We start from the raw sequence: 11,723 nt of genomic DNA, 5'->3' as shown, positions 1-11,723 counted from the left end.
GCTTCGTACTCCCCCTCCCCGCCCTCATCACGCTGCATGAATTTGCGGCACAATAGTTTGTGTGCAATCGATTTGCACACTACTTCGGACGAGATGCATCATGACCCAGCGCACCGCTTTGCCCTTCACGCTCGACGAGCAACTTTGCTTCGCCCTCTACTCGACCTCGCTTGCCATGACGAAAGCGTACAAGCCGTTGCTCGAGAAACTGGGCCTTACGTACCCGCAATATCTGACGATGCTGGTGCTGTGGGAAAGCGACGACGTCACCGTCAAGGACATGGCCGCGCGCCTGAATCTCGACTCGGCGACGGTCACGCCGCTGCTCAAACGCCTCGAAGCGCAAGGCCTGCTGGAACGGCTACGCGGCGTCGACGACGAGCGGCTCGTCTATATCCGGCTCACCAAGGCCGGCGCGGCGCTCAAGCGCCAGGCGCGCGAAGTGCCTGCGGAAATCCTCTGCGCGACCCAGCAGACACCGGAATTCCTCCTGCGCCTACGCGACGATCTGACCCACCTGCGCGCCACCCTCAACGACTACATGGATCAGTAACCGCGCTGCCGCCAAACGCACGCTATCGCGGTGCTGCAAAAAATTAGTTTGCACACAAATAATTTGTGTACTATCTTAACGACATGCCGCTTCGATACGGCGCCGCCGGGACGGCGGCCCGGCAGACAGCGGCACCCATGCAGACCCTGACAACCGAACAAGGAGCAACGCCATGAACATCCTCTACAAAGCAAGCGCAACGAGTACCGGTGGCCGCGACGGCCGTGCTGTGTCATCGGACAATGCGTTGGACGTCAAGCTGGCCGCGCCGCGTGAACTGGGCGGCAACGGCGCGGCAGGCACGAATCCGGAACAGCTGTTTGCCGCCGGGTACTCGGCCTGTTTCCTGAGCGCGATGAAATTCGTCGCTGGCCAGAAAAAGCAGGCTTTGCCTGCGGATACACAAGTGACCGCCGAAGTGGGCATCGGTCCGAACGACAAGGGTGGTTTCGCGCTCGACATCGATCTGCGCGTCTCGCTGCCGGGGCTGCCCGCGGACGCCGCCAAGGAACTGGTCGACGCGGCGCATCAGGTCTGCCCGTACTCGAACGCCACGCGCAACAACGTCGCGGTTCGTCTGCACGTCGCCTGAGCGGCGGCACGGTTGAGTCGTCATTGAATCGGCGAAAGCGGCGCGCTACCCGCGCGCCGCCACGAACAACGCCTGCACCCTGCACAATAGGGGCGGGCGCTGTTGCGTTTTGCGGACGCGGCACGCAATCTGCGACACCAGCCCGTGCCGCCTGGTGCGGCGCATCCTTTTTACCCCGACCGAAAACCGACCATCCCGATGACACGCGCCCGACGACTGAACGACTCCTTCAACACCGGTCTGGTCTGGTTCCGCCGCGATCTGCGCAACACCGACAACGCTGCCCTCTATTACGCGCTCAAGCATTGCGAGCAGGTCTGGTGCGCGTTCGTATTCGACACAACGATCCTGCAACCGCTCGTCGACGCCTGGCAGTTTCGTCATCCGGGTACGCAGGTGCAGGACCGCCGCGTCGAATTCATCCTCGCATCGCTGCATGAACTGGACGATGCGTTGCGCGCGAAAGGCGGCGGCCTGATCGTGCTGCACGGCGACCCGGTCGACCTCATCCCGGGTCTCGCCGCCGAACTGGGCGTCGAGGCGGTATTCGCGAATCACGACTACGAGCCGGTCGCGATCGGGCGAGATGAGACGGTACGTGAGCGTCTCACCGACGCCGGGCGCCAATGGCTGACGTTCAAGGATCAGGTGATTTTTGAACGCGACGAGGTGTTGACCGGCCAGAACAAGCCGTTCACGGTGTTCACGCCGTATAAGAACGCGTGGCTCAAGCAACTGACGGCCTTCGATTTGAAGCCGTATCCGGTGGAAACTTATGCGAAGCATCTGACGGCGCCGCCGCGAAAGCTCGACCGGAAATTGCCCACGCTGGACCTGCTCGGCTTCGCGCCTGGCAACCTCGCGGAACTGAAGTTGCTTACCGGCATGAGCGGCGCCCAGAGCCTGCTCGAGGACTTTGTGAGCCGCATCGACAGTTATGCGGATCGGCGCGACTTTCCGGCCGCCAACGGCACGAGCTATCTATCGGTCCATCTGCGCTTCGGCACGGTGTCGATCCGCACACTCGCGCGGCTCGCCCACGAGATGTCGTTGCAACCCGACGGACAAGGTTCGGCCACATGGCTGTCGGAGCTGATCTGGCGGGATTTCTACTTCATGATCCTCGCGCATCATCCGCGCCTCGCGAGCGGCGCATCGTTCAGGCAAGAGTACGACCACCTAAGCTGGGAGCGGGGCCCACGGGCCGACGAAGCGTTCGCCGCCTGGTGCGACGGCCGCACCGGCTATCCGCTGATCGACGCCGCGATGCTGCAACTGAACCGCACCGGTTACATGCACAACCGTCTGCGGATGATCACGGCGAGCTTTCTGGTGAAAGATCTGGGTGTTGACTGGCGGCTCGGCGAGCGCTATTTCGCCGAACAACTGAACGACTTCGATTTCTCGGCGAATAACGGCGGCTGGCAATGGGCGGCGTCGACGGGATGCGATGCGCAGCCGTACTTCCGGATCTTCAATCCGATCACGCAATCCGAAAAATTCGATGCCGAGGGGCGCTTTATTAAAGGCTATTTGCCGCAGCTTGGGAAGCTGCCGTCCAGATGGATTCATGCGCCGTGGCAGGCCGGCGCGCAGCAGCTGGCGGAATTCGGCGTTGAGCTGGGCAAGGACTATCCGGAGCCCATCGTCGATCATGCCGAAGTACGCGCTCGCACGCTGGCACGTTTCGGCAAGTGAGCGCCCGCTTACGTTGCTCGATCGGTATTTTAAGGGGAGGTGAAGATGCGCCGGTTGCCGTCGCTGCTCGTGTTTCTGATTTTGACGCTGGCTACGGGGCTGGTCGCGAGCCAGTTTCTGCCCGATGCCTGGTATGCGTCGCTGCAAAAACCGGGGTTTAATCCACCCAACTGGGTATTCCCGCCAGCCTGGACAGTGCTTTATGTGCTGATGGCGATTGCGGCGTGGCGCGTGTGGAAGCGCGACGGTTCGAGCTCCGCGATCGTCTTATGGGTGGTGCAGTTGCTGTTCAACGCCGCGTGGATGTGGCTGTTTTTCGGCCTGCATCGACCGGATCTTGCGCTGGCCGACATCGTCGTCCTGCTGATCCTGATCGTCGCGCTGACGTTTGTGTTCTGGCGACGGGACCGCCTGGCCGGCGTATTACTCGTGCCGTATGTCGCCTGGGTGGCGTTCGCTGCGGTGTTGAATTACGCGCTGTGGCAATTGAATCCGGCTGTGTGAGCCGTTCTTTGCGTGAGCCTCGGTGAACGCGCGTGATGGCTCGGGTGTTTCGCCCCGGGCATCGGCGTTTCACTACGCGCCGATGCTTTTGACGCGCTCAGCTTAGTGCTGGCTCATCCACGACGGTTGGCGGACGTGCGCCTCACGGTCGAGCTTGCGCATGCGGAATTCGAGATCGTACAGGTCGGTCGCTTCGGCGAGGAACGCGTCAGCGCGCTCTTTCGCGAGTTGGTCGGGCGATTTCGTCAGAAAGAGGAACAGTCGGCTAAGCAGGTACATGATCGACCTCGGCAATAAATTTAGGCGTTAACTCTTAAGGGATAACCCGTATTATAGGGAAAACCCTAGGATCGCGCTACTACTCATTTCCGAAGCGTTGTTTCCGGCTCACCGTCCGGCCGACGAGGCCGCCGTGGCAGCGCTTTCCGCGACGCGGCCCGCGCCGGTCCGGCGCTGATGCTTGAAGAATTCCCACACCATGGCGCTCGCATCCGGGCCTTTCGACGAGTGGAACGGCACGGCGTCGTCGCCGCCGCTCCACGCATGAGCGAGCCCTTGCACCCGGCACAGCCGCACCACGCGCCGCCCGCCGCGCACGAAGTCGCGCGTCACGACGCCGCCCTTGCGCTCTTCCCGGACTTCGCCGGACTTGCGGGCGCCGTTCGTGTCGACGATCCGGTTCAGGCGGAGGAATTGCTCTGCCAATTGATCGGCATTGACCGGTGCGACGACGTGATCCGCGTCGCCGTGGATCACGATCGCCGGCATGCCGGGGTAGTGGGCCACGTCGGTCATCTCGTCGGCGAGCGCTGCCGGCTCACGGCGCGCACCGCGCCGCATCACGTCCATCGCGGTAATGCCGGAGCGGGCTTCGCCGAAAGCGGGGCCCGAATGCAACGCGACCGCGGCAAAATGCTGCGGATATTTGACCGCGAGCAGCGCAGTCAGGCCGGCACCGGCGGAAATCCCTGCCACATAGACGCGCTCGGAATCGAAGCCATGCTGCGCAACGAGCGCGTCCACGAGCGACACCACGGCGCGCGCCTCGGCTCCGCCGGCGTTTTCGCCCGCGTCATACCAATGCCAGCAGCGGTGCGAATGCGCATGCTTGGACTGCTCCGGATACACCACGGCAAAGCCGAAGCGGTCCGCCAACACGTTCATCCGCGTGCCTTCGGCGAATTCGTCGATCGACTGGGTACAGCCGTGCAGCATGACGACCAGCGGCATCGCCTCCAATGCATGTCCCGACGGGATATACAGGCCGTATTGAAGATGGTTGACGAGTCGTCCGGGCGCGGCCGGCGCGGAATGGAACGAGCGCGTCCACGAGCCGCTTGCCCAAGCCGACGCGCGCGGGCGCACCCGCGACTCGCGTACCGTGGCGCGCGGCGTCTCGCGTTTGGCGGGCACGCGCAGCGCGGCCGCTGGCTTGACTGGCCGAACCTTGCTCGACGGCTTGGTAGTGGCGGCCCGCGTCGGCCGCGGCGTGAGGCGCTTGGTGGTCTTTTGAGCGTGCTCGGTTTGAATCGCGAGCAGCCGCTTCAGCCCGCGCAGCCAGATTTTCGATAGGCTTTTTGCCATCAGCGGATAACCTCGCAAAAAGGGACAGGATTCGCTCGGGTCACCCCTCGAACGACGTTTCGTTGTGCAATGCACAATAACACCAATCCTCATGCGATGCTGACACCCAAGGACGGCAGCCTGGTCCAACAGTTCCGCCCGGCGAACCTTCCAAGCGCTTGCGCGTCGAATTGATTCAGCGCCGGTTTGACGCCTAACGTTCGGCGGCCAACGGCGCGGTGCTTCGCGAGACCGCGATGCAACAGCCGTCTATACTGGCGGCTAAATCAATTGATGCGTGGGCCTGCGCCGCGTCGATTTTTCTTCACCGATCCGATTCCACGCGGCCTCGGCCGCACTCTTGCCATGCCCGATTTACCTCTTCATTTGTGGTACTCGATCACCAGTCTCGGCGGAGCCGGCATGACATTGCCGCTCGCGTTCGCGATCGCGCTCTGGCTGGGGCTTGGCTATACGTGGCGCATGGCGGCAGGCTGGCTGTTGCTGCTCGGCGCGGCGATCGGCCTCGTGACCGTCACCAAGCTGGCGTTTCTCGGCTGGGGCGTCGGCGTGCGCGAGCTGGATTTCACCGGCGTCAGCGGACACGCAATGCTATCCACTGCCGTTTATCCGGTCGCGCTGTTCCTGATGCTGCTGCCCGCGCGTCCCGCCGTCCGGGTAATCGGCATTGTGCTGGGGTTGGCTGCGGGGATCGCGGTGGGCTTGTCGCGCGTTGTGCTGAGCGCTCACTCGCCGTCTGAAGCGGTCACCGGTTGCCTCGTCGGCGCACTGGCTGCGCTGGTGTTCGTGCGCATGGCGTGGAATGCCGAACCGGGCCGTCTGTCGGCACTACCGGTCGCGATCAGCATGCTGGTTCTCGCAGTGTTAATGCACGGCGTACACGTGCCGACCCAGCGCTGGGTGACGAGCATCGCGCTGACCGTATCGGGCCATGACAGGCCTTTCATCCGGGCCAGGTGGAAAGCCGTACGCAATGTCCCGGCCACGGCGCCGCTTTCTCAAACGCTGAACACGCTCGCACCGCCGCACGCGCCCCGCGTCTGAATACCGCCTGCTGCATTCCGAAGCGCTTGACGCGCGTGGATCACGCTTCGTCGTGGGTGCCGTTATAACTAGTCATATATTACGATAGAGCTTTAACCCGCTGCTCCGGTCCGCGCCGGACACCCTGCTCCTCCATGACACTTGCCCGCCGCTTTTTGAAACGCGCGTTGTGCGTCGCCTGCGCGCTGTCCGCCGTGATCAGCGCGAATGCTCGCGCCGACGAACTCGTCGTCTCCGCCGCCGCCAGCCTCACCAACGCGTTCAAGGCAGTCAGCGACGTCTTCGAGCAGCAGCATCCGGGCACGAAGGTGTTGCTGAACTTCGGCGCTTCCGACGTGTTGATGCAGCAGATCGTCAAAGGCGCGCCCGCCGACGTGTTCGCCTCCGCGGATCAGAAGGCCATGGACAAGGCCGCCGCCGAAAAGGCGATCGTGCCGGCCACGCGCCGCGACTTCGCCGCCAATTCGCTGGTGCTGATCGTGCCGTCCGACAGCCGTTTCGCACCCGCTACGTTGAACGATCTGACTTCGGCGAACGTGAAACGGATCGCATTCGGCGATCCGGCCTCGGTGCCGGTCGGCCGCTATGCGCAGGGCGCGCTGCAGGCCGCTGGCGTATGGGACGCGGTGAGCGCGAAGGCCGTGCTGGCGTCGAACGTGCGTCAGAGCCTCGACTATGTGGCGCGCGGCGAAGTCGACGCGGGCTTCGTATTCAGCACCGACGCCGCGATCATGCCGGACAAGGTCAAGCTCGCGCTGAACGTGCCGACGCAAACCCCGATCACCTATCCGATTGCGCAAGTCGAAGGCAGCCGTCACGCGGGCGATGCTCAGGCCTTCATGAACTTCGTATTGTCGCCGGCCGGCCAGAGCGTGCTCGCGAAGTACGGCTTCAGGCCCGCCCATTAACGCCAACGGGACTCGCACGCGCTCATGCAACAGGCCTGGATTCCGCTTCTGCTGTCGTTGAAAGTCGCGGGTTGGGCCACTGCGCTCACTCTGGTGTCCGGCGTCGCGGCGGCCTTTGGTTTGTCGCGCTGGCGCTCCGGCGCGCGCGACGTGATCGATTCGTTGCTGATGCTGCCGCTCGTGCTGCCGCCCACTGTGCTCGGCTACTACCTGCTCGTGCTGCTCGGACGCCGCGGCGTGATCGGCGCGTGGCTCGACCGCTTCGACATCCAGTTGGTGTTCACCTGGCAGGGTGCGGTGATCGCGTCGACAGTCGTAGCGTTTCCCTTGGTGCTGAAGTCGGCGCGTGCCGCGTTCGAATCCGTCGATCCCCAGCTCGAACGGGCCGCGCGCACCCTCGGCGTCAGCGAAACGGCGGTCTTTTTCCGCGTGACCCTGCCGCTCGCCGCGCGCGGCATCCTCGCGGGCGGCCTGCTGGCGTTTGCGCGCGCACTCGGCGAATTCGGCGCGACGCTGATGATCGCGGGCAACCTGCCGGGGCGCACGCAAACGCTGTCGGTGGCGGTGTATTCGGCCGTGCAAGCCGGTGACGACAGCACCGCGAATTTCCTCGTGCTCGTGACCTCGGCGACGTGCGTCGTGATCCTGCTGCTGGCGGGCCGTCTGGTGCCGCAGCACACACTTTTGAGTTCGCGCTGATATGCCGCTCGCCGTCGACATTCGCAAGACCTTCGAGAGCGCCGAGCGCCGTTTCGCGCTCGACGTGTCGTTCCGGGCGACCACCCAGCGCGTGGTGTTGTTCGGGCCGTCCGGTGCCGGCAAGAGTCTGACCTTGCAGGCGATCGCCGGGCTCCTGCGTCCGGACGAAGGCGCGATCACGCTGCATGGCGACGCGCTGTTCGACAGCACGCGCGGTGTCGATCTGAAACCGCAAGCGCGCAAGATCGCCTACCTGTTTCAGGAGTACGCGCTGTTTCCCCATCTGAACGTGCGGCAGAACATCGGCTTCGGCCTGCGGCAGGGCTGGTTCAATCCGCGCGCGCGGCACGCGCATCCGCAAGTCGACTACTGGCTCGACGCGCTGGAATTGAAGAACGTCGCGGGCAATCATCCGGCGCAGTTGTCGGGCGGACAGAAGCAGCGTGTGGCGCTAGCGCGGGCGCTGGTCGCGCAACCCCGGCTGCTACTGCTGGACGAGCCCTTTTCCGCGCTCGATAGCGCATTGCGCCAGCGCATGCGCGAGGAGCTGTCCGACCTGCAAACGCGGCTCGATATTCCGATGGTGTTGATCACACATGATCCCGACGACGTCGCCGCGTTCGGCGATCAGGTCGTGCAAGTCAGCGATGGTTGCGTGCGTGAGAATCACCCATTTGCGGGCTACGCGCGTAGCGAGCTTTGACTCTCAGGCGAGCAGGCTGCGCGGGCCAGCTTTGACGGGTGCGGTTTGCGCTATCGCCCCCTTCGCCGTCCTCAATCCTTCACCCCGAGAATCACGCTCGAGGCCTTGAACGCCGCGACGGCCCTGGAGCCTTCCGCGAGACCGAGCGCATCGACGCTTTCGTTCGTGACCACCGCCGTGACGACCGCGCCGCCCTCCAGCATCAGCGACACCTCGGCATTCACCGCGCCACGCTTCACGCGCTGCACGGCGCCGCGCAACTGATTGCGCGCCGATAGCTTGAGCGGCGCGCCGCTTTCGTCTTCGACGAGCAGCACGACCCACGACGCCTTGATCAGCGCGAACGCGGCCACACCCTTGACCAGGCCCAGCGCTTCGGTGCTCTCATGCGTGAGGACGGCGACGATCGTGTGCCCGCCGGGCAGCGCCAGCGAGACTTCGTCGTTGACCGCGCCGCGCGTGATTGCCGACACCGTCCCGTAGAACTGATTGCGCGCGCTGGTCTTCACGCCGATGCGGCCGATCAGATCCCAATCCGTGGCGAAGCCTTCGATCGCCGCGCCGGCGCGTTCGAGAAAGCGCCGATGCTCGCGTTCGACCGCGTGGAACGATTCAATGAGCTTCACCGCGCGCGGCGTGAGCGTGGTGCCGCCGCCACCTTTGCCGCCGGTCAGGCGCACGACGAGGGGCTCGCCGGCGAGGTTGTTCATCGTATCGACGGCGTCCCATGCGCCCTTGTAGCTCATGCCGACCGCTTTCGCCGCGCGGGTGATCGAGCCGGTTTCGCCAATCGCCGCCAGCAGCGCAATGCGTGGCGCGCCGCCGAGCGTCTGCGCGCCGGCCTGGAACCAGACGGAACCGCCGAGTTCAAGAGATTCGCGGGGAGGAGCGGTGCGGTCGGCTGTCATGGCGAGGAGCGGTGGAAGGTCCGGAACGGACAGCAAATCATTATAACGACGCGTACGCGAGCCACATTGCCATTGGAACCACGCCGACACTGGGCGTAAAGGTTAGCTCACCAAACTACAAGCCATTGTCGGGAGCATACAAATCGACGCGAACATAATTGATGTCTTCGGAAAGGACAGCTGCACATGTTGCGCTGAAGCATAGCCCGGGGACACCCAGTCGACAGCTCGTGGCGCCAAACAAGGAGATATCGGCAGATCAAGCTGTGCGCTTCGGCACCGCCGCAGGGAGCGGCGGCCGATCTCCACAGGTCGCATGGACCACGTTCCACGCGGCCCCGCGTGAGCGACGCAGGCCCTCATTCACTCAACATACTGCGCCACGCCATTCCCGAACGACCAGTTCTCTTTCACCACCTCGACGAGACTGATGAACACATCCTCTCGCCGTACCCCCGGCGACTTCGCCAGTTCCTCGACAATCCGCCGGTACAACGCCTTCTTCTGCTCGATCGAGCGCGTGTTACTCACAGTGAGTTGAATCACGACGAAATCGTCGCTCCGCTCGATATTCAGATACCGCCGGTCATAGATCAGATTGTCCGCCTCGTGCTCGGTGATCAGCACGAACTGGTCGTCCTTCGGCACGTTAAAAGTGTCGACCAGCGAGCGCTGAATGCCCTCGGTCAGCGCTTTCCGGTATGCGGCCGGCTTGCCGGCGCGCAGTGCGATTCGTGTCAGCGGCATGATGAATCTCCTTAGCTTGCGTCGATTGGATAAACACAGCTTAGGGGCGCCAATCCATAATAAACAGACATGATTGGTGATTTCATCTATATTCATTGGAAATGAAAGTCCTCGATCTCGATGCGGTACGAGCCTTCGTTCTGGTCGCCGACCTGCATAGTTTCACCCGTGCAGCGAACGCGCTCGACACGACGCAATCGGCCGTCAGTCTGAAGCTCAAACGGCTGGAAGCGCATCTGGGCAAGCACTTGCTGGAGCGAACGCCGCGCGTGGTGCGCCTGTCCGCCGACGGCCGCGCGTTTCTTGCCGCCGCGCGCGAATTGCTGAACGCGCACGAGCGCGCGCTGGGTTCATTGTCAGTGGAGCGTCGGCGGCTCGTGCTGGGGCTCAGCGAGCATGTCGCGGGCCCCGATCTGCCGTTGCTGCTCGGCCGGCTCAATGCGCACGACCCCGGTCTGGTGGTCGAGTTGCATTTGGGCCAGTCGGCGGCGCTGCTCGCGCAATTGGATGAGCGCCGGCTCGATGCGGCGATTGTCCGCTATGGCGCCGACGAACCGCCGCGCGACGACGCGCAAGTGCTGTTCGACGAACCACTCGGCTGGCTCGCGACACCAGCATGGCTGCCGAGAGCCGGCGACCCGTTGGCGCTGGCGCTGCTGAGCCCGCCCTGCAACGTGCGCGACGTGGCGCTGCGCACGCTGAAGGAGGCGGGAATTGCGTGGCAGGAGGTATTCATCGGCGGCGGCGTCGCGGCCGTCGGCGCGGCGGTGGCGGCTGGACTGGCCGTGTCGCCGCTGGCGCGCAGGGTAGCGCCGCGCGGTTTGATCGATGTAGGCGCGCGGCTTGGCTTGCCGGCGCTGCCGGAGTCGCGCGTCACGTTGCATTCGCGGGTGCGCGACCCTCGCTCGGTGGAAACGCTGCGTCTGGTGACGAACGGGCTCGCGACCGCGTGACGCGCCGCTAGCCTCGCTCAGTCGTCGATCAGGCTCGGCGCGATGCGCTACCGGCTGGCGTCGGCGGCGTTCGTCGAGCCGGGCCGCACGGCATGGGAACCGCCGGGCGGCAAGCCCGGACGCAAATCCGCGCGTGAGTTGGGATCAGCGGAGAATCGGCGGCAGAGAACCGCTGCTGGCGGTCGCCGGATTGATGGCTGCGTCGGGCGCAGCGGCGCTAACGTTTGCGGACGCGGCCTGCGCGTTCATATGCGAGGCCGCCGGTTTCGCCGCGACCTTGACTGGATGGGCGCGCGCGCTGCCGCTTTGAACCAGGTTGGCATGTGCGAGCTTGCCTTGATGCGACTTCGCCTGCGTCTGCGCGAGCGATGCATGCGGCTTTTCAGCCTGCGCCGTCACGACCGCTTTCGTGCCGGATTTGCACGCGGCCGATACCTTGGCGCAGCCCTTGCCCTTCGCCGCGGCCTTCTTCACTCCCCCATGGGCCGCGGTACCTGCTGCGGCTCCTCCTGTCGATGCCGCACGCGGTGCCTTATGCCCTGCAGCGCTTGCCGCGTGCTTCGAGCCGGCCTTTGCCCCGACCTGCGAGCCCGCCTTGAGCGTGCCCGTCGCCCCCTTCTTTTTCGCCGGCTTCGCGGCATGCCTGCTTGCCTCGGGCGGATTCCAGACTTCCGTATAACCGGCAGCCGTAGCCGCCTCCGATACACACCACACGGCGAGCGCCGCTGCTACTGCTCGAACCCACATCTGCTGCTTCTCCTGATCTTCGACTGCATAACGAGCCGGGATTATATTCTCTTGCAAAAATCCACATTTGGACTAATATCAAT

General features: G+C 64.3%; 14 protein-coding genes. 9 read left to right on the top strand and 5 right to left on the bottom strand.

The annotated features are described in order from the left end of the window. The first annotated feature begins 100 nt into the window (after nucleotides 1–100). The 4 genes from CIC12_RS12375 to CIC12_RS12360 all read left to right on the top strand — a co-directional run bounded on the left by CIC12_RS12375 (nucleotide 101) and on the right by CIC12_RS12360 (nucleotide 3,347). Complete coding sequence (locus tag CIC12_RS12375; protein ID WP_168664397.1) at nucleotides 101–553, top strand: MarR family winged helix-turn-helix transcriptional regulator; 453 nt, start codon at nucleotides 101–103, stop codon at nucleotides 551–553. Between the two features lie 172 nt (nucleotides 554–725). Further along, complete coding sequence (locus tag CIC12_RS12370) at nucleotides 726–1,145, top strand: organic hydroperoxide resistance protein (protein ID WP_168664396.1); 420 nt, start codon at nucleotides 726–728, stop codon at nucleotides 1,143–1,145. Between the two features lie 198 nt (nucleotides 1,146–1,343). After that, nucleotides 1,344–2,843, top strand: a complete 1,500-nt coding sequence (locus tag CIC12_RS12365; protein ID WP_168664395.1) for a cryptochrome/photolyase family protein — start codon at nucleotides 1,344–1,346, stop codon at nucleotides 2,841–2,843. A gap of 45 nt (nucleotides 2,844–2,888) precedes the next feature. Next, nucleotides 2,889–3,347 (top strand): TspO/MBR family protein, encoded by a 459-nt coding sequence (locus CIC12_RS12360; protein ID WP_168664394.1) that lies wholly within the window; start codon nucleotides 2,889–2,891, stop codon nucleotides 3,345–3,347. 102 nt (nucleotides 3,348–3,449) lie between these two features. Here CIC12_RS12360 and CIC12_RS12355 read toward each other — a convergent pair whose 3' ends face one another. Both CIC12_RS12355 and CIC12_RS12350 read right to left on the bottom strand, forming a co-directional pair. Then, entirely contained in the window at nucleotides 3,450–3,626 is a 177-nt protein-coding gene (locus CIC12_RS12355; RefSeq protein ID WP_168664393.1) for a DUF3563 family protein, read from the bottom strand. Between the two features lie 108 nt (nucleotides 3,627–3,734). Then, nucleotides 3,735–4,931 (bottom strand): extracellular catalytic domain type 1 short-chain-length polyhydroxyalkanoate depolymerase, encoded by a 1,197-nt coding sequence (locus CIC12_RS12350; RefSeq protein WP_168664392.1) that lies wholly within the window; start codon nucleotides 4,929–4,931, stop codon nucleotides 3,735–3,737. Between the two features lie 345 nt (nucleotides 4,932–5,276). Between CIC12_RS12350 and CIC12_RS12345 the strand changes: the two genes are divergently transcribed. The 4 genes from CIC12_RS12345 to CIC12_RS12330 all read left to right on the top strand — a co-directional run bounded on the left by CIC12_RS12345 (nucleotide 5,277) and on the right by CIC12_RS12330 (nucleotide 8,285). Beyond that, a complete protein-coding gene (locus tag CIC12_RS12345) occupies nucleotides 5,277–5,975 on the top strand; it encodes a phosphatase PAP2 family protein (protein ID WP_168664391.1) in 699 nt (232 codons plus the stop codon). 134 nt (nucleotides 5,976–6,109) lie between these two features. Continuing rightward, nucleotides 6,110–6,883, top strand: a complete 774-nt coding sequence (modA, locus tag CIC12_RS12340; protein ID WP_168664390.1) for a molybdate ABC transporter substrate-binding protein — start codon at nucleotides 6,110–6,112, stop codon at nucleotides 6,881–6,883. Between the two features lie 24 nt (nucleotides 6,884–6,907). Further along, on the top strand, nucleotides 6,908–7,582 hold the full coding sequence (gene modB, locus CIC12_RS12335; RefSeq protein WP_168664389.1) for a molybdate ABC transporter permease subunit: 675 nt from the start codon (nucleotides 6,908–6,910) through the stop codon (nucleotides 7,580–7,582). Nucleotide 7,583: 1 nt separating this feature from the next. After that, complete coding sequence (locus CIC12_RS12330; protein ID WP_168664388.1) at nucleotides 7,584–8,285, top strand: sulfate/molybdate ABC transporter ATP-binding protein; 702 nt, start codon at nucleotides 7,584–7,586, stop codon at nucleotides 8,283–8,285. A 71-nt stretch (nucleotides 8,286–8,356) separates the two neighbouring features. Here the strand turns inward: CIC12_RS12330 and CIC12_RS12325 are convergent, their stop codons facing one another. Beyond that, nucleotides 8,357–9,193 (bottom strand): TOBE domain-containing protein, encoded by an 837-nt coding sequence (locus tag CIC12_RS12325; protein WP_168664387.1) that lies wholly within the window; start codon nucleotides 9,191–9,193, stop codon nucleotides 8,357–8,359. Nucleotides 9,194–9,556: 363 nt separating this feature from the next. After that, entirely contained in the window at nucleotides 9,557–9,940 is a 384-nt protein-coding gene (locus tag CIC12_RS12320) for a tautomerase family protein (protein WP_168664386.1), read from the bottom strand. Between the two features lie 101 nt (nucleotides 9,941–10,041). Between CIC12_RS12320 and CIC12_RS12315 the strand changes: the two genes are divergently transcribed. Beyond that, the gene (locus tag CIC12_RS12315; RefSeq protein WP_168664385.1) at nucleotides 10,042–10,893 is read left to right on the top strand and encodes a LysR family transcriptional regulator; all 852 of its coding nucleotides are present in this window, start codon (nucleotides 10,042–10,044) and stop codon (nucleotides 10,891–10,893) included. Between the two features lie 144 nt (nucleotides 10,894–11,037). Here the strand turns inward: CIC12_RS12315 and CIC12_RS12310 are convergent, their stop codons facing one another. Then, the gene (locus CIC12_RS12310; RefSeq protein ID WP_168664384.1) at nucleotides 11,038–11,640 is read right to left on the bottom strand and encodes a hypothetical protein; all 603 of its coding nucleotides are present in this window, start codon (nucleotides 11,638–11,640) and stop codon (nucleotides 11,038–11,040) included. Nucleotides 11,641–11,723 lie beyond the last annotated feature (83 nt).

Origin of the sequence: Paraburkholderia sp. SG-MS1, assembly GCF_012275575.1 — a bacterium.
Taxonomy (GTDB): Bacteria; Pseudomonadota; Gammaproteobacteria; order Burkholderiales; family Burkholderiaceae; genus Paraburkholderia.
The sequence above is the reverse complement of the archived record's forward strand: the minus strand, read 5'-3'. Positions and strand labels throughout refer to the sequence as shown.